This is a genomic window from Robertmurraya beringensis (assembly GCF_042433785.1).
GTDB lineage: Bacteria > Bacillota > Bacilli > Bacillales > Cytobacillaceae > Robertmurraya_A > Robertmurraya_A beringensis.
Genome location: NZ_JBHLUU010000093.1, coordinates 1 through 20,180 on the forward strand (window position 1 = coordinate 1; position 20,180 = coordinate 20,180).

The following is a 20,180-nucleotide window of genomic DNA, read 5'->3' on the forward strand; positions in this document are numbered from 1 at the left end:
CTTCAGACCCTCCGCACGAATCCTCACGGACTTCGCACTGTCTGTCAGCTAATACTTCCCGACTGAACGGCGGTTGTATTCGGGACTTTCACCCTATAGCGAAGCGTGCTGCCACACGCACAAAAGGCATCTTTAGAATTTTTCTAAAGATGCCTTTTTTGCGTATTGCTTTTCCAGTTCCTTAAAGAGCTCTACTAATTGCTTAAAAGAATGGAAAGAGCCCTGTCTACCCTGGATAAAACTCAATCTTTCCTCGACATTAATGGGCTTAATTTTTAATTCTTTTAAGGCTTTATTTTCAAGGTTCGGTTCCATATTATTTACTAACAATAGCTGTTTATAAAATAAAGATAAGCCTTTATCCATTAGCAAAGCAGTTTCTTGTTTTTCTCTAATCCTAATAAGCTCCCCAAGTCGTCCCTCTATAGTTTTCCATTCTAGAAATCCATTTTGAATATCATTTTTTCTCATGAACAACCAATTGCCCTTTCATTCTCTTTTTTCCTTCTCGACATAAGTCCAATAATGGACAGGTTGGACACTGAGGATTTTGTGCTTTGCAATGATATCGGCCAAAGAAGATCATTCGGTGGTGGGTTACTGACCACTCATCCCTCGGTACTTTTTTCATTAGTGTTTTCTCAACTTCTAATACAGAATCCTTCCACCGACATATGGCCAGTCTTTTACTCACTCTCTCAACATGAGTATCAACTGCAATAGCTGGTATACCAAAAGCCACAGATACGACTACGTTGGCAGTTTTTCTACCAACACCAGGAAGCTTGGTTAACTCATCGCGATCCATAGGTACTTCCCCATTGTATTCATCTATCAGAAGCTGAGAAAGCTTTTGAATATTTTTTGCCTTGTTTCGAAAGAGACCAATGGATCGAATGTCGTTTTGCAACTCTTCAAGTGAAACGTTCAAATAATCTTCAGGAGTTTTATATTTTTCAAACAATGTTTTTGTTACCTTGTTAACAAGTACATCGGTACATTGGGCAGATAACGCCACTGCTACCACAAGTTCAAAAGGATTTGAATGATTTAATTCACAATGCGCTTCAGGAAACATCTCCCCCATTGTATCTAAACAAACTCTTATTTGTTCTTTATTCAGCATTTCATCCACTCAACTTTCAAAAAAATGTAAAAAAAAGGAGAGACTCTGCTCTCGTGCACGATTTATTGTTCGAGCCAATTATAAAATGGAATAGGCTCGGTTTTATTTTCTGGTCGCTCAATCTGTTTATTTTTCGTTTGTTGTTGATGCGGTCTAAATCTTTTTCCATAGTTTTTTGCCTGCTCAACCGTTTTGATTCCGTTCTTTTTCCACTCAAAAAGGATGCGATCAATATATCTGAAATTTAACTTACCTGAAATAACAGCTTCCTTTAATGCAGCTTTAATAATCACTGGATCATGCCGATCATCGTCCATCCAAAGAGCAAGGGTCTCGCACTCAAATGGGGATAATGGTCTACCAAATTCCTGTTCAAAGCAAGTGTACACGTCCGTTTCTATTGTTTGTTGATTCATCACATCTTTGGCTTTTTTCTGTTGTAAAAAAACATCCAATAATTTGTCCCATAGTGGGTCCAGTGAGTACTTTTCAAATCGTATTCCATCACTTGAATGCCCATCTTGAATTTCAATTAACCCTTTTTGGATAAGTCGGCGAAGCATATCAGAGCACTGAGTACTGTTAATTGTCATTAGAGAAGAAATCTCATTCGGGGTTGGAAAACTATTGCCTCTCTCAGTAAAACTATATACATGAATTAATAATAATAATTCCGTTTCATCAATATTAAGAAGTTTATAAGAAGTTAACAGCGCATTAGGAAGCGTAGTATTCCCTAGTTTCATCCATTCAAGCATATTTTCTTTCATACAAGACACCTCCCCTTTAGTATAACATGAAGTATGATGATCAGTAAGGACCTTTCAGTGATTGCCAAATATATACTAGACCCATAATAAAAAGCTCGCATAAGCGAGCTTCTTCTTTGATTAAGGATATAAGCGGTTTAATAAACGTGGGAATGGAATGGTTTCTCTAACATGCTCGACACCACTTATCCACGCTACTGTTCTTTCTAAACCAAGACCAAATCCTGAATGCGGAACAGAGCCAAATTCTCTTAATTGTAAATACCATTCATATGCTTCTAAAGCTAATCCATGATCCGTTAAGCGTTGCTTTAACATCTCATAATCATGAATACGCTCTGAACCGCCGATAATTTCCCCATATCCTTCTGGAGCAATCAAATCAGCACATAATACAACATCCTCACGGTTAGGATGTGGCTGCATATAAAATGGCTTCAATGTGGTAGGGTAATGGGTAATAAAGACAGGCTTGTCATAGCTTTCTGCAATCGCCGTTTCATGAGGAGCACCAAAATCATCACCCCAAGAAATATCAGTAAAGCCCTTCTCGTGTAAAAATTTAATGGCATCATCATAACTGATTCTAGGGAAAGGTGCTTGAATTTTCTCAAGTTTCTCCGTATCTCTACCTAATGTTTTCAATTCTAGTGAGCAATTTTTCAGGACAGATTGAACAATATGTGACACGTACTGTTCTTGAACTTCTAAGTTTTCTTCAAACTCCACAAATGCCATTTCAGGTTCTATCATCCAAAACTCAATTAAATGTCGGCGCGTTTTGGATTTTTCTGCTCGGAAAGTCGGCCCAAATGAAAATACCTTTCCTAATGCCATCGCTGCTGCTTCCATATATAGCTGTCCACTTTGTGAAAGATATGCATCCTCGTCGAAATACTTTGTTGCAAACAATTCCGTTGTTCCTTCAGGCGCACTACCTGTTAAAATCGGAGGATCCACCTTTGTAAATCCTTGTTCATTAAAAAACTCATACGTAGCTCGGATTATCTCATTACGAACCTTCATTACCGCATGCTGACGTTTAGAACGTAACCAAAGATGTCTATTATCCATTAAGAATTCTGTTCCATGTTCCTTTGGTGTAATTGGATAGTCAACCGATTGATGAATCACATCAATTCCTTTAACTTGCAGCTCGTAGCCGAATGGAGAACGCTCATCTTTTTGTACTGTTCCTGTTACATAAACAGAAGATTCTTGCGTGATTCCTTTTGCTTGCTGAAATACTTCTTCAGACACTTCTGCTTTTACAACAACACCTTGAATAAAGCCTGTCCCATCGCGAAGCTGAAGGAAAGCTATTTTTCCGCTAGAACGCTTATTTGCTATCCAGGCACCAATTTTAACATCTTCACCAACATATTTGTGAACTTGTGAAATAGTTGTTTTATTCACGACAATTCCCTCCAAAAATCTAAAAAGAAGCTAAGAGTATGTATAAAATATTTGTTTATAACACCTATAAGTAAGTATCAACTTCTCTTTAACAGTTTAAACTTCGTTTGAATGCGTAAAGTCCCATCTCATTATACAATTCGAAATATAGACTATCAAGTTTATATCAAATAAAAAACAGAATGCCACCTAGGCACCCTGTTATATTTATGTTAAGCCATTTTATTTTCTACGAAAGTTTTTATACGTTTAATAGCTTCTTCTAACTGGTTTAATGACGTCGCATACGAGAGGCGAATATTATCAGGTGTTCCAAATCCAGAACCTGGTACAACAGCAACCTTTGCCTCTTCCAGTAAGCCTTCCACAAATCCATCAACTGAATCATACCCACAGGCTTGAGCCGCTTTGCTTGCATTTGGGTATAGATAAAATGCACCTTGTGGCTTCACACATGTAAAGCCAGGGATTTGTAATAACTGTTCAAAAATAATGTTTAAGCGCTCTTCAAAAGCCTTTTTCATTTCAGTAACAGGTTCCTGTGAACCGTTATAAGCCGCAATTGCGCCAAATTGAGCAGTTGTCGTTGGGTTTGATGTACTATGACTAGCAAGATTGGTCATAGCTGCAATCACTTCACGATTTCCTGCTGCATATCCAATTCTCCATCCAGTCATGGAATGTGACTTTGACACACCATTAATAATGATCGTTTGTTCTTTTAATTCAGGAGATAGTTGAGCAATAGAAACATGTTTATTTTCTCCATAAACAAGCTTTTCATAAATTTCGTCGGAAACAATTAATACATTTTTTTGTAAACAAATTTGACCTAGCTCGAATAACTCCTTCTCTGAATACAACATTCCCGTTGGATTACTTGGAGAATTGATAATTACCGCCTTTGTCTTTTCTGTGATAGCCTCAGACAATTGAGCAGGTGTAATTTTAAATTCATTTTCTTCCAGTCCATCGATATAAACTGGTTGTCCTCCAGCTAACTTTACTTGTTCAGGGTAACTTACCCAGTATGGAGTTGGGATGATGACTTCATCACCCTCATCTAATATTACTTGAAAAAGTGTATAGAGAGCGTGTTTGGCTCCATTTGTAACAATGATTTCTTTTGCTGTATAATCAATGCCTTGATCTTCTTTAAACTTTTCCACAATCGCAGCTAATAGCTTTGGCAATCCTGCAGAAGGTGTATACTTTGTGTGCCCCTCATTCATTGATGTAACCGCCGCATCAATGATATGCTGTGGCGTATTAAAATCTGGCTCACCAGCCCCTAAACCAATTACATCATGGCCTTCTTCCTTCAGTGCTTTTGCCTTTGCAGTAATTGCTAATGTTGTTGATGGTGTTAATGCCTTTACTCTTTTCGCCAATGCAAATCCCATTTTCCTTGCCTCCAAAAAGTTATAAATTCTTTATTTCTCTAACTTCTTCCCCTGTTTCAAAATCAATGTAGAAGTAGTTAATCTTATCGTTGTTTGAACGATAGTAAATTTCCCATAGTGGGTTGTTTTTTTCCATACCCAATCGTACATCTATAATTTGATCTGGAGAAACTTCATTAGATAAAGTATTAATTGCTTCAGACTTTGTGATTCCATCATCTGCAGGTAAGACCACTATTTTCCCACCTTTTTCAGGAATCCAAGCGATCAGCTTTTCCCCTTTTTTATTACTACCTTGCACAACATAATACGCATTAGAACCATGGTAAAGCGAAAATTCAGTAATATCTGTTATTTCTGTTTCTTCCTTAGCGATTGCTGTAGCTCGACTTTCCGCGTCAGCAACTGGCTCAGTTGCGTTTAAATATATTTTAACTGTAATTCCTATAAGGATAATTACACCAATGATTGCAATCCAAAACCACTTCTTCATGAATTTAGCACCACTTTATGTACGATAAATTGTAAATACAGCTTTTGATTTGTCTTGTTGATCGAGAGCTAGGCCGAACATTAAATTCTCTCTTTTTAACGTCCGGTTTAAGGCATCGACTACCTTATAAAGGTCTGATGTATACTCAACCTTTACAGTTGACAATACCTCTATTTTACTTTCCACTACTGATTTCACTCCATTCTCTAATATTTGTTAGCAATAGCTTTTTCACAAAAGGTTACAATATATTTAAGCAACTGCTTATTTCTTACCAAACATTATAACAGCTTTTGAGCGATTGATATTAAATTTTTTTCTAGTTCACACACAATTTTCCCGCGCTTTATAGGCGCGGATTTTTTTATTCCTCTGACTTGGAAATAGAAATGATTTCATAATTTGTAGGCGTGAATTTAATTGTTAGAATTCCGTGCATTTTTGTGTAATGAACATCCAGCCATATATCTTGAAGTAGCTTTAATATATCCTGATGGGGGGCTATATGCTTGGATTGAAAAATAACAGCCAATTGAGGATCCATATGTCTTAATAATTTTTCATTTATGGAATTCTCCATTGCAAATTGTGGGATTTTGACGATGTTTACATTTGAAAGATCATACTTGGTTAAGGTACGATTTGATTCCTCGGTCATTGATGTAAGAATGAGGAATCGACTACTTTTATATGTAAAAGAAAGGTCCAAGCCTTCATCTTTTGAAGCACCATCGAATAAAACTTCTGCTTCAAGATTTTGAACAAGCTTTTGCTTAGTACCCTGCGTCCAAAGATGTATCCCTATATCCTGTATCTCGTTACTTCCCGTTTTTATCGTTTCTATTTTCTCTGCTATAGACTTGCTAGTGATAACCTGCTTTACATCATAAAATTCAACAAGCATATTCAAATTCCCGACATACCCCTCTTCCGGGCTTGTTAAGATGATGGTAGAAATTTGACTAACCTTATATAGCTTTAATACGCGTTTTAATTCTTCCTCTGTATCTTGGTGACCTGTATTTACTAAGATATGTTCTCCTTGTCCATTTTGGATAAGCGTTGCTTCCCCATTTGTTAAAGGCAAAAATGTAACGGCTAATTCATCTTCTCTTAAGTTCAAGTCAATGCTTTCTACTTCAGCAGGTACAAACGGAGAATCCGCAGGTATATAATACCAATTGGCTAAGATCATGCAGAAAGTAAAAATCAAACTCATATTCGTCCCCCCTAATACTCTAAATTTTAGTTTGTGATGTTTAAGAAAATTTATCCATTTAGAGGGGACATGTTATTTAAAGCCATTCTTCTATTATGGTTAACATTTCATTAATATCTAGAGTTTTTACTGGAACGGAAGGAATCGATTTTAAAAAGGCTTTCCCATACGTGGTTGTCACAATTCTTCGATCAAATATAATAACAAACCCTCTATCCGTGTTCTTTCTGATTAACCTTCCAAAACCTTGTTTAAATCGTAATACAGCTTCAGGCAATGAATGCTTTGAAAAAGGATTTTGACCATTTGCTTGCATTAATTCTCCTTTTGCTTCCGCAATTGGGTCGTCAGGAGGTGTGAAAGGCAATCGAACGATAATTAGGCAACTTAGAGCTTCCCCTGGTATATCAATCCCTTCCCAGAAACTGCTTGTTCCTAATAAGATTGATTTTTCAAACCGCTGAAAATTTCTAGTTAGTCTCGATCTACTTCCGCTTGTAATTCCTTGAGCAAATAGAACATAGTCATCTAACAGACCACTTTCTTTTATCAGATCATGTGTTTTCTTTAACATATCATACGAAGTAAAGAGTATAAGCATTCTACCTTTTGTGACTTCTGCAATAGAGATAATATGTTCTGTAATGGCTGCCACATAATCTGATATAGGTACCTTATTTATTTCCGGTAAATCTTCAGGAATTAAAACTTGGACCTGCTCTTTATAGGCAAAAGGAGAAGGGATATGCAGGGTACTACAATCCTTTTTCCCTAGTCCTAATGAATCCAAAACATAATCAAATGATTGATTTACTGTCATAGTAGCAGAAGTAAGTACCGCACTTTTTTTCTTCTCAAAAAAATATTCCTTTAAAAATTCAGAAATAATTACTGGTTGAGAATAGATAGTCGTTAAATTTTGCGTTGCTCTTCCATCCATTTCAATCCAGGTCACATGTGAAGGCAAAGGCTGAATAATAAGATTCTTCATTTGGGTACGAATCTGTTCAATCTCATCTAAGAACGAAATTACCTCATTCATTGTTATTTTTTGATGTTCATCAAGCGTAAATTGTTGGCTTTTTACAAAATCAACCCATTTACATAAACTCTCATGTAAATCCTTCAATAAAAACTGACATCGCTCTGCAGAAGCAACCGCCGAGTTCCACTCTTTAGCTGATTCATCATGGGTCACTCTTTTTATTAATCTTTGGTTTCCTTTTTTAGCGTTCTTTTTAACAAATAATGCAATTGCTCTAAATAAGTCGTCTAATTCAAACTGAAGTTCAGCAATCATTTGATTCATTTGAAAAGAATGTAAAAGTTGCTCGTCGTCTTCAATAGTTAATTTCTTTAAGATTTGCTCAAATTCAAAGAAGGTTTGCCTTTGATCGGTACTACCAAACTGACTTAAAAGCATTCTTAACGATAAATAATCAATAGATTGATTAAAACTCTTGCCCACAGCTTTTTCGAAATGATGAGCTTCATCTATAATGACATATTCAAAAGGAGGAAGGATACTATTCTCTGCATTCAAATCAACCATTAACAATGAGTGATTTGTAATAATAATCTGTGCATCATTTACCCGTTGTCTAATGAGAAAATAGAAATCGTGAGATAGCCATGATCGATCATTCACGAAGGAAGAACTATCATTTTTTATTCGATTCCAGTAAAGAAGGCCACCGCTTGATAAGTTCAGCTCCTCGTAATCACCTGTTACTGTTTGTGTTAGCCATACTAAGATTTGCATCTTAGTTAAGCTTGTGTCGTAATTATCTTCCTCTTCGTATAAAGATTGGTGAAACTTTTCGAGACTTATATAATGGTGTCTCCCCTTTATGAGTACTACTTCTAGAGGGAAATCCACCATTTTTTTTAACAAAGGAATATCTTTTGATAGCAGCTGTTCTTGAAGTTGTGTCGTGTACGTACTTACCACAATCTTATGATTTGTGTTATTAGCAAATATCGCTGCTGGTAACAAATAAGCCAATGATTTACCGACCCCTGTTCCAGCTTCGATCAGAGCATGACGCTCCTCTTGAAAAGCTGAATACACATGGTCGAGCATTTGAACCTGCCCATCTCGCTTCTCATAATCCTTAAATGCCTTTTGAAACATTGCTTCTTTTTCTTCGGTCGTGCTTGGATAGATTCCCTCTGAAGGATGATCTATCTCCTCTAATTCTTCTTTCTTCCTCAAAACAAGACCTTGAAATATTTCCAGTCCTTCAGGCATCACGTCTCTTGCGCTAGACTTACCTAGTACATACTCATCTAGCAACAAGGCGATGTCACTTTTTAAGCCCCCAGAGAGCTTTAAGAGCTGCCTTAAAGTGACTTCAGGAAGACCCTTTAACAAATTAATTAAAATAAGGAATAACTCAGCTGTTACATATGCATCACTATCCGCCTGATGTGGACGATCATGTGCCAGTCCCTCTTGAATCGAAAGGTCGGTTAATTTAAAACTATCAGCCGTAGGAAAGACTATTCTTGAAAGCTCAACTGTATCAATAACAGGTCCAAAAAATCCTTCATACCCTGAATCAATTAACTCTTCCTGAAGAAATGAAAGGTCAAATAAAACATTATGAGCGACAAAAAAAGCACCATCTAGTAATTGTAAAATTTTCGGTGCTATCTCAGAGAAGGTTGGCGCGTCCTTTAACATGTCATTATTAAGACCCGTCAACTCCTCGATAAAGAGAGGGATAGGTTTATGTGAACTTACCAAAGAAGAAAACGTTTCTTTAATTTCACCGTTTTCAACCACTACAGCGGCAAATTGAATAATTTTATCCCCTTTTTTCGGTGAATTTCCTGTGGTTTCTAAATCTACTACTACAAAACGATTTGTCATTCGTCACACCTCGAACATTCATTCAATCAAACGGTAACACAAATTTGCCAAAAGAAAAAGTAGAAGCCATTGATTGAATTGAATATGGCTATGAAAAAACCCCCTGTGGAAGGGGGAATTATCGTATCGTTCTTTCTGGTTCCGCATGAAGTAATTCTACAATTTGATTTTGCTCATTCATAATGGCTACTTTCGGTTCGTGGGAGGCAACCTTATCTTCAGCAACTAATGCGTATGAGATGATGATCACTACGTCGCCTTCTTGGACTAATCGTGCTGCTGCTCCATTTAAGCAAACCACACCACTACCTCTTGTTCCAGGGATAATATATGTTTCAAATCTTGCTCCATTATTATTATTCACAATTTGTACTTTTTCATTAGCAACCATACCTACTGCATCTAAAATATCTGTATCAATGGTAATGCTTCCAACATAATTTAAATTCGCTTCCGTAACTCTTGCGCGATGGATTTTTCCGTTCATCATCGTACGAAACATAGTCATTTCTCCTCTCCGTCTACTATTTATCTATAGCGTGATTACCAGATTATCTATTAAGCGAGCATTTGAAAACTTCACTGCAAGAGCGATGATGAATTTCCCCTCTAGAATCTCTAGGTTTTCCAGTTCTGGATAAGAGTAGATTTCTATATAATCAACCGCTCCTGATGAGTTCTTACTTATTGTATTTTTCATGTTGGAGATGATTACTTCAATATCTCTTTCACCTGCAAAGATTTGTTTTTCAGCTTCTTTTAAACTTTTATAAAGAACAGATGCTTCCTCTCGCTCTTTAGACGTTAATCTTACATTGCGGGAGCTCTTTGCTAATCCATCCTCTTCCCTTACCGTTTCTACAGGAATTAATTCAATTGGAAAATGAAGATCAGTAATCAACCCATCCACGACCGCTACCTGCTGCGCATCCTTCATACCAAAATACGCACGAGTTGGCTGTATAATATGAAAAAGCTTCGCTAATACAGTAGCAACGCCATCAAAATGGCCTGGCCTTGTGCTTCCGCAAAGGACATCAACCCTCTTTTGAACAACAAGTGTAACAGAAGGCTTCGATGGATACATCTCTTCAACAGATGGATAAAAAATATAATCTACCTTTTCATTTTTAGCTATTTCACGATCTCGCTCAAAATCACGCGGATAAGCATCAAGGTCCTCATTCGGTCCAAACTGTAATGGATTGACAAATATACTCATAATTACAATATCATTTTCTTCTCTTGCTTTATTTACTAAACGGACATGCCCCTCATGAAGGTAGCCCATAGTTGGGATATAACCGATTGAAAGCTTGTCATTTTTTAGCGCTTGAACTTCCTGTTGCATTTGTGAAATTGAGGTAATTACTTTCATCTTTCTCCTCCATACAGACCTATTAACTCTTCTTCTTTCATGGAAAAGCTTTGATCATCTGAAGGAAATTGACAGCTCTTCACCTCAGATACATAAGCTGAAATTCCTTTAGTAGCTACCTCATCTACATTTCCATATGTCTTCACAAATTTTGGAACTCTATTGACACCGTAAGTAATTACATCATGATAGACAAGAACTTGACCATCTACCTCCACACCTGCACCAATCCCGATGACGGGAATAGATAATTGCTTCGTGATTTCCCTTGCTAGTTGCTTTGGTACACATTCTAAAACAAGCATAAATGCGCCTGCTTCTTCACAAAGCTTCGCGTCATGTATTATTTTTTGTGCCGCTTGAGCATCCTTGCCTTGAACCTTGTAACCACCTAACACAGCTACTGACTGAGGGGTTAGACCCAAATGTGCACAAACAGGAATTCCTGCATTAGTTAAAGCTTGGATATGTTCAAGTACTCCATCTGCACCTTCAAGCTTTAGAGCCTGTGCTCCGGTTTCTTGAATCATCTTTGCGCCAGTGATTAATGTATCGCGGACGGATAAATGATAGCTCATAAAAGGCATATCGACAACTGTAAAAGTATTGGAAGCTCCACGTCTTACTGCTTTACTGTGGTGAATCATATCAGCTGTTGTTACTGGAATGGTGGAATCATACCCTAACACAACCATTCCTAATGAATCACCTACAAGGATCATGTCTACTTCACAACCTTCTGCATGTTTTGCCGAAGGATAATCGTACGCGGTTAACATAACGATTTTCTCACCATTTTTTTTCATACTTCTAAAATCATTCAACTGTTTCATATACATTCTCCTTTCCCGGAGAGGAACAAAACATTTGTATACAATATAAAAAGGAATCCTAAAAATACACAGAAGGATTCCTGAAAAATTTGTTGTTTTGTTTATCCCTCTGTCCCGGTCCATCTTTGGATCTAGGCAGACTACTTATAAAATTTTGTATTTACACAAATGGTGCAGTTCACCGTGGATACTGCCCGACGCTTCAAATTATAGCAAAAACCTTTTAGATTATCTATTCACAAATTAGTGAAGTTCTATGTCTGCGGAATAAATTTGATGTATTTCACCTAATGCATCTTCTACCTTCAGCACACCCTCATCGGTAATTCCAAGAGCTTTTCCACTAATAGAACCATTCAAGGTTCTTGCTGTGATTTCTTTTCCGACACTTATTGCATAGCTTTCCCATAATAACTTAATAGGATAAAACCCTTTTTCTAAAAAAAGCATGTATAAGGTTTCAAACTTTTGGAATATGACTTTTATTATTTCAGCTCTGTCAAGTTCCTTCCCTTCCTTCGCACGTAAGGAAGTAGCAATTTGACGCAGTTCAGGGGGAAAATCATCTTCTGTTTGATTAATATTCAAACCCATCCCGATGATCACCGAAATAATTCGGTCCGCATCTGCCTGAAGTTCCGTTAATATCCCTGTCACTTTTTGTTGCTCAACTAGAATATCATTCGGCCATTTAATTTGCGGAGTTAATGTAGTTGTTTCTTCAATTGCTTGTACAATTGCAACAGCAGTAAGTAAAGTAAGCTGTGGTGCTCTTTGAATGGGTATTTTCGGTCTTAAAATAAGGCTCATCCAAATTCCCGTAGATTTTGGAGAATGCCACGCACGATCCATTCTGCCTCTTCCACCTGTTTGTTCCTCGGCAATCACAACGGTCCCTTCTACCGCCCCTTCATGCGATAACAAATGGGCGATCTTTTGAGTAGAATCAACTGTTTCTTCATAATGAATAACTTTACCTATGAACTCTGTCTTCAACCCCAATTGTACGCGATCAGCTGAAATACTTTTTGGCAAGTTTAAGATTTTATATCCTTTTTTCCTAACGGCCTCTAATTCAAATCCTTCTTTTCTTAAATCCTCGATATGCTTCCATACAGCGGTTCTAGAACAACCCATTACATCTGCTAAATACTGTCCAGACACATACTCTTGCTCGGAGTTCGTAAATGCCTCAAGAAGCTTTTTCCTTAATTCAGACTGCATTTTGTCACCCATTCTTTAATAACCTCATTGTCATTCTCAAGCCTACCATTTAGAATTTCTGTTTCAATTTCCTTAAGTACATCCTTCACCCACGGCCCTGCTTTTTTCTGTTTCCATTCAATTAGGTCTGAGCCTGATACTTTTATATCCGCTAAAGAATGAATAGGCAGTGCGTCAATGATTGCTTGAAGTCTGTCTACTGCAAAGGAATCCACCTTACTTTGGTAAGCTTGGTAAATCTTCTCCACTTGAAGCGCCGTCTCTTTTCCACAAGCATATACGGAATCAATTGACCAGCTATTTCTAAAGCGTTCACTTAACCATTTCGACATATAGGAAATCTGTTGAACTCTTTTATTCGAGAATCTAAATGAGCTAAGGAATTGTTTAATCTCTTTTTCACCTTTTTGTATAAGATGTGAAAATAAAGCCCATTTTTCATCAATGAATAATGAATGTATTTGCAATTGGGAAAGTTCCAACAAGGCTGCTTTTTTATCAGGTAATCCCGGTATGTATTTATATATTTCCGTGTCTATCAGCAACTGAATGCCTTGAGACGTATGATATCCACTGAGCAGTTTGTCTAATTCAGCTGCAATTCTTTCAACCGCAATGTGTGTAAGTAGGTGTTTATTGTCCTTTATCCCTTGGTATGTATCCGATTCTAATACAAAACCCAGCTTGCTAACAAACCTGATTCCTCTTAGCATACGAAGCGCATCCTCTGAAAATCGCTCACTGGCCATTCCTACGGTACGAATGGTTTTAGCTTCGATATCTACTATTCCTTCAAAGGGATCAAGTATCTCCCCAAAACGATTCATTCCCACCGCATTCATGGTAAAATCACGCCTAGCTAAGTCTTCTTCAATGGATCGAATAAATGTTACGGAAGTTGGTCTCCGAAAATCCACATAATCTGACTCAGAGCGAAAGGTTGTAATTTCATACGAATGGTTATTGTGCAGAACCATGACCGTACCATGTTCAATACCCAAGTCAATTGTTTTTGGAAATATCTCTTTAATTTCACTAGGTGTCGCAGAAGAGGCAATATCAATATCATTGATTGGAAGACCTAGTATATAATCACGCACAGAGCCTCCCACAAAGTATGCTTTAAACCCATATCTTTCGATTAACTCAAGGACTGGAATCGCTGACTTAAACGGTTCTTTCATATGGTTGTTCACCACTTTGCAATAAACTTTTATATAAGTCTTCGTATTGCTTCACGATCGTCGTCGCTTGGAATTTCCCTCTTACAAGCTTAACAGAGGCTTCTGAAAACTGTTGATGCTTCTGTGGATGTTGTAGAAGATCAATGGCCTTTTCAGACATATCCTCTATATCACCAAGTTCACAAATATACCCACTTTGTCCATGGTCGATTACTTCAGGTATACCTCCTACATTAGTTCCGATACATGGGACACCACACGCCATCGCCTCTAATGCAACTAATCCAAAGCTTTCTTTTTCAGATAATAAAAGCATGAGGTCACTAATAGAGTAAAGCTCCTCTACACTGTCTTGTTTTCCTAGAAACAATACTTTATCTGCAATATTTAGCTTTTTAACTAGTTTACAAACGACCATCATTTCTGGGCCATCGCCTACAAGTAGTAACTTTGCAGGAATTCTTTTTGTAATCTTCTCAAATGTACGAACAACATCCTGTACCCTTTTCACTGGTCGAAAATTAGACACATGAATGATGATCTTTTCTTCCGGAAGTATTCCATACTCTTCTTTAAGATGAGAGGACTCTGATCGTTTATAGACCCGTTCATCAATAAAGTTATAAACCGCGTCGATTTTTTTATCAGGATTTATTAGATCGTATGTTTGACTAATCAAAGATTTAGACACTGCTGTAACAATATCTGATTTCTCAATACCAAATCGAATAGCATCCGTTAATGAAGGATCATACCCCAATACAGTAATATCCGTACCGTGTAGTGTAGTGACAATCTTTACATCCCTTCCACTCATTTGCTGTGCTAAAATGGCACAAACAGCGTGCGGAATTGCATAATGCACATGAAGAAGGTCCAACTCTTCACGGTTGATCACCTCCGCCATTTTGCTAGCTAAAGCAATATCGTATGGTGGGTATTGAAAAACCGAGTATTGGTTTACCTCTACTTGGTGGTAATACACATTATGGTACATCCTATTCAACCGAAATGGGAGACTCGAAGAAATGAAATGAATCTCGTGCCCATTTTCTGCCAACATCTTCCCAAGTTCTGTAGCAATAACTCCTGAGCCCCCTACTGTTGGATAACAGGTAATACCTATTTTCATTTTTTTATTCATGGTTGTTATTCTCCTAGTAAATCACGATTGAGTAAAATTGGAGCTCTTACTTTAAACCCTTCTGCGTAAAGAGTTCCAACTTCTTTACCATATAAACGCTCCCTTGCCTCCAAAGCTGGAATATAATTATTCGTAAGCGGTGTGTCTACGCTATCCTCTTGCTTTGTAAACTGACTCTTATATGCCTCTAGACTTTCTTTCTTCTTTTCATAGGTGTTCGACACATCGATGACGAAATCAGGAGTAGAAAATCCGTTAATCATATAGTAGTAAAGCTGCTTAGGTCGAAAGGCGCTATCATCAAACCCTGTCTGAAACTTTTGAATGCCGGCAGAAAAAAAGGCTTCTTCCACGATTCTTGCACAGTTTCCATGATCAGGGTGACGATCTTTTCCATAGGGAACAAAAACAATCTCCGGTCGAAACTTCCGAATGATATGAACGACTTGACGAATCGCTTCCTCAGTTAATAATAAACCTCGATCTGGAAGATTTAATGTAATTCGTTCTTTTACACCGAGAATATCTGCCGCTTTCATTGCTTCTTGTTGGCGAAGTTCTACTGTTCCGTTACTTGAAAGCTCAGCTTTTGTTAAATCACAAATTACGACCGTTTTTCCTTCCGAAGTGTATTTTGCGACAGTTCCAGCCATGCCAATTTCCACATCATCTGCATGTGCTCCAAAGGCTAGGATATGTATATTATTTGTCATTGCCCTCACCTTGTTCTTGATGGATGATGTCTCTCCAAGCAAGGTCACCACGCTCGAGTCCTTTTATTAGAACTTCCGCCGTTCCAATATTAGTTGCTAACGGTATGGAATACACATCACAAAGGCGTACTAACGCGGTTACGTCTGGTTCATGCGGTTGCGCAGTAAGAGGATCTCTAAAGAAGAACACCATATCCATTGTATTTTTAGCGATCATTGCCCCAATCTCTTGGTCCCCGCCAAGTGGCCCTGACTGGAATCGCTGAATCGACAATCCCGTTGCTTCCATAATTCTTAGGCCAGTTGTTCCCGTTGCAAACAAGGTATGCTCTTCTATAATTTCTTTATAGGCAATTGCAAAACGTACTAACTCATCCTTCTTATTATCATGAGCAATTAAGGCAATGTTCAAAATAATTCCCCCCTAGTTATTCAATAATATTTTCTAAACCATAAACAAACACATTTAGCTTCATCACTGAGTCAACTGCCAGCTTCACACCTGACATAAACGACTCACGATTATAGGAGTCATGGCGAATGGAAAGGGTTTGACCTGATGAACCAAACATGACCTGTTGATGGGCAATTAACCCAGGTAGACGAACGGAATGAATATGCATTCCCTCATAATTTGCTCCTCTTGCTCCAGACAACGTTTCTTTTTCGTTTGGATGCCCTTGCTCTTTATAATCCCTTTCTTCTGCAATCATCTGGGCCGTTTTCAAGGCCGTTCCCGATGGTGCATCTAGTTTTTGATCATGGTGTAACTCAATAATCTCAACATCTTGGAAGTATCTACCTGCAAGTCGCGCAAATTTCATCATTAATACTGCCCCAAGAGCGAAGTTAGGGGCAATAATACAGCCTCTTTTTTGGTCATCACAAAGACGTTCTAGCTCTTTTAATTGATCATCAGAAAAACCGGTCGTACCAACAACCGGTCTAACGCCATGTAGTAGAGCGGTTTTTGCATGGTACATTCCAAATTCAGGTGTTGTTAAGTCAACTAATACATCAGGTTTAACTGTATTGAAACATTCTTCAATATCCGTAAAAATAGGTGCATCTGCCGAGTGAAACCCTACATCACTAAGCTTCAATCCATTATTCTTATAATCTATTGCTCCAACAAGTTCATATTCCTCCGTATTCATAACAAGCTTTACTGCTTCAGTACCCATTCTTCCACGAGGTCCTGCGACTACTACTTTAATCTTTTCCATAATTATTCCCCTTCCGTTTCAATTCTTGTCCATCGATTTTTATCTCGTGTATTAAACTTCTCCATTACACGGTTATGGGATTCTTCTAAATCAATATTCAGTGAGTTTGCAAAGCAAATGAGAACAAATAACATATCTCCAAGTTCTTCTTCAATCGTATTTTCTTTCTCCGATGCTTTTTTTGGTTTCTCACCGTAATAATGATTTACTTCTCTAGCTAGTTCACCAAGTTCCTCAGTCATTCTTGCAAGCATTGCAAGTGGACTAAAATACCCTTCCTTAAACTGGCTTATGTATGTATTTACCTCTTCTTGCAGTTGCGTCATTGTCTTCTTACTGTTTTCCAAAGGTATTCACCTCATATCATATCGTGTGCAGCCATTTTTCTCTACACCTAATATTACAATGTTAGCTAAAAGGTCCACTATTTACAAATATTTTAAATTAGGGGAAAAGGCTTATTAATCAAGATAGCTGGAACGAGTGATTCTCTTTAGAGGATTATTGCGTTTAAACTTCCATTTCACTTATAATTAATACGGCCTGTGTACAAGCTTAAAATTTTCCATTTTTAAAGTGAGGTAGATACAATGCTTTTTTCTCTAAAGATAAAGAATATATTCTTCATCCTATTAGGTTCAGCCATCTTTTCTTTTGGAATTGTCCATTTTAATATGCAAAACAATTTAGCCGAAGGTGGGTTTACTGGCATCACTCTTTTGCTTTATTTTCTATTTAACTGGGATCCATCCTATGTAAATCTGCTTCTAAATATCCCCCTATTTTTCATTGGGTGGAGGTTATTGGGCAAAAATGTCTTTTTATATACACTTATTGGTACGGTATCTGTATCCGTGTTTTTATGGATTTTTCAGCGATATCAAATCAATATGCCACTTAAAGACGATCTAACTCTTGCGGCTCTTTTTGCGGGTGTATTTATCGGTGTCGGCCTAGGAATTATTTTCCGTTTTGGAGGAACTACTGGTGGTGTTGATATAATTGCTCGACTCGTACATAAATACATAGGCTGGAGTATGGGGAAGACAATGTTTTTATTTGATGTGGTAGTTATTACACTATCCCTAATTTTCTACTTAACCTACCAAGAAGCGATGTACACCCTTGTCGCCGTATTTGTGGGTGCTAGAGTCATTGATTTCATGCAAGAGGGAGCTTATTCTGCAAGAGGGGCCATCATTATTTCTGAGAAGAACCAAGAAATTGCAGACAAAATTATGACCGAAATGGAACGAGGTGTTACCGTTCTTAAAGGCCACGGTTCTTACTCTAAGCAAGAAAAGGAAGTTCTTTACTGCGTTGTTGGTCGAAACGAGATCGTTCTATTAAAACGGGTCATCACTTCAGTGGATCCTCACGCATTTGTTTCTGTTACAATGGTGCATGATGTATTAGGAGAGGGATTTACATTAGATGAAAACAAACGCCCCATTGAGCATTAAAAAAACAGCCAAGTGGCTGTTTTTTTGTTTAATCTTCACTTCTTGCCATACCAGTATAGATCAATACTAAACGTACTAGCTCAAGAACAGCTACTGCTGCTGCTGCAACATATGTTAATGCTGCTGCATCAAGCACGCGCTTTGTTTCTCTTTCTTCATCATTACGAATGATTCCCATTGAAACCACTTGGTCCATCGCACGATTGGAAGCATTGAATTCTACTGGCAGAGTTACAACCTGAAAAACAACAGCTGCTGCCATGAAGACAATTCCTAATAAAAGTAACCCACTAATTTGAGCAAAAATACCAACCATAATTAATATCCAAGAAAGGTTTGAACCTAAATTCGCAACAGGAACTAATGCATGTCTAAAGCGTAAGAACGCATAATTCTGGTCGTCTTGAATCGCGTGTCCAACCTCGTGTGCAGCGATCGCAGCTGCTGCAACAGAGTGACCGTGATAATTCTCTGAAGAAAGTCTTACTGTTTTTACTCTTGGATCATAATGATCTGTTAAATGTCCTCGAGTCTCTTCCACACCGACATGATATAAACCGTTGGAATCCAAAATTTTCCGAGCTACCTCTGCACCAGGCATATGGGAAGAAGCAGCTACTTTTGAATATTTTGCGTAAGCTCTCTTCACTTTAAATTGAGCCCAAAGTGGAACCAAAATAATCAAAGCAAAGTAAATAAGGGTTGTCATTATGTTCCTCCAATTCAAAACTAGTTGTTACCCCAATTTTATTATTGACCATAAATGATGTCAATCTTTTAGCTCTCTTGAGCGGTTTTTCTCCCGCCTTTGATTTTTTTCTCCGGCATACTTTCTAAATCCTACATAAGATAAAGTTGCGACAATAATACTACCAGTTGTAAAGATAACCCACCAAAGGGAAGGATCCGCTTCATCTTCCGTCATTCCTTCAAAAATACTCTTTAAATCACTTTCTATTGAATCTAAATCCTTCATACTACTTTCCTCGGAAAGTATTTTCGGCCGATAATGATCGATATAATTGATTTTTGTATCAAGTCTTTGGACTTTTTCGGATCTAATATCGAGTTTTAAACTAGGATAAATCATTTGATATAATGACAGGAAAGAATTTAATTGCTCATGAAACCTCTCTGAATGTCCACTTTTGACCGCTTCCTTAACACCACCAAATACCATAAGTACTTGACCTTCCATCTCGGTCCAAAGAGGTTGACCCCCTGTATTAATGGCGTCCATAACTAGACGAAACTTTGTTACTTTATTTACAATCTCTGAATGTTCCAGTGAATCATTAGCTGTTGCCTCTAACGCTTCATTATGTGCGACCGTTACAATCCGTAGTTCATCCATCGAAAATGGTCTTTGGTCCATGCTAATGAATTCTTCAGAAAAATACAAAAGAAGCTTATGAGCATCATCGTATCGCGATGATCTCACCATTTGTAGGGCTTCATCTGAGATTGAGTTTAACTTATCGATAGGCGACGTCTCATCTGCATGTATCGTTATAGGAAATAGTAGAATCAATATACATATAAATATAACAACTCTTGCTTTCATACTTGTCCCCCCTCTTTATACTACGTATTGTCAAAACTTTTATATTAAATAGGCTATAAAATACCTTGATAGAGGGCTTTTTGAGCAAAAAAATTGCCACCCCCTGAATTTTAGGAAATAGTGAGGTTACCACACCAAACACCAACCTA

22 protein-coding genes are annotated in these 20,180 nt (G+C 37.6%); 1 reads left to right on the top strand and 21 read right to left on the bottom strand.

Going from position 1 to position 20,180, the window contains the following annotated elements; all coding sequences use genetic code 11:
• Positions 1–132 precede the first annotated feature (132 nt).
• From ACFFHF_RS13020 to ACFFHF_RS13110, 19 genes are all read right to left on the bottom strand, one after another.
• The gene (locus ACFFHF_RS13020; RefSeq protein WP_377058342.1) at positions 133–471 is read right to left on the bottom strand and encodes a YpoC family protein; all 339 of its coding nucleotides are present in this window, start codon (positions 469–471) and stop codon (positions 133–135) included.
• Entirely contained in the window at positions 458–1,126 is a 669-nt protein-coding gene (gene nth, locus ACFFHF_RS13025) for an endonuclease III (RefSeq protein ID WP_160547172.1), read from the bottom strand. Before nth ends, ACFFHF_RS13020 begins: the two co-directional genes overlap by 14 nt.
• A gap of 62 nt (positions 1,127–1,188) precedes the next feature.
• Positions 1,189–1,896 (bottom strand): DnaD domain-containing protein, encoded by a 708-nt coding sequence (locus ACFFHF_RS13030; protein ID WP_377058343.1) that lies wholly within the window; start codon positions 1,894–1,896, stop codon positions 1,189–1,191.
• 120 nt (positions 1,897–2,016) lie between these two features.
• A complete protein-coding gene (asnS, locus tag ACFFHF_RS13035) occupies positions 2,017–3,312 on the bottom strand; it encodes an asparagine--tRNA ligase (RefSeq protein ID WP_377058344.1) in 1,296 nt (431 codons plus the stop codon).
• Positions 3,313–3,524: 212 nt separating this feature from the next.
• Entirely contained in the window at positions 3,525–4,715 is a 1,191-nt protein-coding gene (locus ACFFHF_RS13040; protein WP_160547169.1) for a pyridoxal phosphate-dependent aminotransferase, read from the bottom strand.
• Between the two features lie 19 nt (positions 4,716–4,734).
• A complete protein-coding gene (locus tag ACFFHF_RS13045) occupies positions 4,735–5,208 on the bottom strand; it encodes a cell wall elongation regulator TseB-like domain-containing protein (RefSeq protein ID WP_340904472.1) in 474 nt (157 codons plus the stop codon).
• A gap of 15 nt (positions 5,209–5,223) precedes the next feature.
• Positions 5,224–5,394, bottom strand: coding sequence for a YpmA family protein (locus tag ACFFHF_RS13050; RefSeq protein WP_340904474.1), 171 nt, complete (start codon positions 5,392–5,394; stop codon positions 5,224–5,226).
• A gap of 178 nt (positions 5,395–5,572) precedes the next feature.
• On the bottom strand, positions 5,573–6,427 hold the full coding sequence (locus tag ACFFHF_RS13055) for a ComEC/Rec2 family competence protein (protein ID WP_160547167.1): 855 nt from the start codon (positions 6,425–6,427) through the stop codon (positions 5,573–5,575).
• A gap of 76 nt (positions 6,428–6,503) precedes the next feature.
• The gene (locus tag ACFFHF_RS13060; RefSeq protein ID WP_377058345.1) at positions 6,504–9,302 is read right to left on the bottom strand and encodes an ATP-dependent DNA helicase DinG, 3'-5' exoribonuclease type; all 2,799 of its coding nucleotides are present in this window, start codon (positions 9,300–9,302) and stop codon (positions 6,504–6,506) included.
• 118 nt (positions 9,303–9,420) lie between these two features.
• Positions 9,421–9,804 (bottom strand): aspartate 1-decarboxylase, encoded by a 384-nt coding sequence (panD, locus tag ACFFHF_RS13065; RefSeq protein WP_119708924.1) that lies wholly within the window; start codon positions 9,802–9,804, stop codon positions 9,421–9,423.
• A gap of 30 nt (positions 9,805–9,834) precedes the next feature.
• Positions 9,835–10,680 (bottom strand): pantoate--beta-alanine ligase, encoded by an 846-nt coding sequence (panC, locus tag ACFFHF_RS13070; protein ID WP_160547165.1) that lies wholly within the window; start codon positions 10,678–10,680, stop codon positions 9,835–9,837.
• Positions 10,677–11,513 carry a 3-methyl-2-oxobutanoate hydroxymethyltransferase gene (gene panB / locus ACFFHF_RS13075; protein ID WP_377058346.1) on the bottom strand — a complete coding sequence of 279 codons (837 nt, stop codon included), beginning with the start codon at positions 11,511–11,513 and terminating at the stop codon, positions 10,677–10,679. The genes panC and panB overlap by 4 nt, the downstream gene beginning before the upstream one ends.
• A 243-nt stretch (positions 11,514–11,756) precedes the next feature.
• Positions 11,757–12,737: a biotin--[acetyl-CoA-carboxylase] ligase gene (locus ACFFHF_RS13080; RefSeq protein ID WP_377058351.1), complete on the bottom strand. Its 981-nt coding sequence runs from the start codon at positions 12,735–12,737 to the stop codon at positions 11,757–11,759.
• Positions 12,722–13,921, bottom strand: a complete 1,200-nt coding sequence (locus ACFFHF_RS13085) for a CCA tRNA nucleotidyltransferase (RefSeq protein ID WP_160547163.1) — start codon at positions 13,919–13,921, stop codon at positions 12,722–12,724. Before ACFFHF_RS13085 ends, ACFFHF_RS13080 begins: the two co-directional genes overlap by 16 nt.
• A complete protein-coding gene (gene bshA / locus ACFFHF_RS13090) occupies positions 13,905–15,065 on the bottom strand; it encodes an N-acetyl-alpha-D-glucosaminyl L-malate synthase BshA (RefSeq protein WP_377058347.1) in 1,161 nt (386 codons plus the stop codon). Before bshA ends, ACFFHF_RS13085 begins: the two co-directional genes overlap by 17 nt.
• 5 nt (positions 15,066–15,070) lie before the next feature.
• Entirely contained in the window at positions 15,071–15,778 is a 708-nt protein-coding gene (bshB1, locus tag ACFFHF_RS13095) for a bacillithiol biosynthesis deacetylase BshB1 (RefSeq protein ID WP_377058348.1), read from the bottom strand.
• Positions 15,768–16,190 (bottom strand): methylglyoxal synthase, encoded by a 423-nt coding sequence (mgsA, locus tag ACFFHF_RS13100; protein WP_160547160.1) that lies wholly within the window; start codon positions 16,188–16,190, stop codon positions 15,768–15,770. Before mgsA ends, bshB1 begins: the two co-directional genes overlap by 11 nt.
• A gap of 16 nt (positions 16,191–16,206) precedes the next feature.
• On the bottom strand, positions 16,207–17,004 hold the full coding sequence (gene dapB / locus ACFFHF_RS13105; RefSeq protein ID WP_377058349.1) for a 4-hydroxy-tetrahydrodipicolinate reductase: 798 nt from the start codon (positions 17,002–17,004) through the stop codon (positions 16,207–16,209).
• A 2-nt stretch (positions 17,005–17,006) separates the two neighbouring features.
• Entirely contained in the window at positions 17,007–17,330 is a 324-nt protein-coding gene (locus tag ACFFHF_RS13110) for a nucleotide pyrophosphohydrolase (RefSeq protein WP_377058352.1), read from the bottom strand.
• A 264-nt stretch (positions 17,331–17,594) separates the two neighbouring features.
• Here ACFFHF_RS13110 and ACFFHF_RS13115 point away from each other — a divergent pair, with 264 nt between their 5' ends.
• Positions 17,595–18,467, top strand: coding sequence for a YitT family protein (locus tag ACFFHF_RS13115; RefSeq protein WP_377058350.1), 873 nt, complete (start codon positions 17,595–17,597; stop codon positions 18,465–18,467).
• A 28-nt stretch (positions 18,468–18,495) separates the two neighbouring features.
• On the opposite strand, the gene ACFFHF_RS13120 is transcribed toward ACFFHF_RS13115, so the two are convergent.
• Entirely contained in the window at positions 18,496–19,176 is a 681-nt protein-coding gene (locus ACFFHF_RS13120) for a zinc metallopeptidase (protein ID WP_160547157.1), read from the bottom strand.
• A gap of 60 nt (positions 19,177–19,236) precedes the next feature.
• Positions 19,237–20,031, bottom strand: coding sequence for a sporulation protein YpjB (gene ypjB, locus ACFFHF_RS13125; RefSeq protein ID WP_160547156.1), 795 nt, complete (start codon positions 20,029–20,031; stop codon positions 19,237–19,239).
• Between the last annotated feature and the right edge of the window lie 149 nt (positions 20,032–20,180).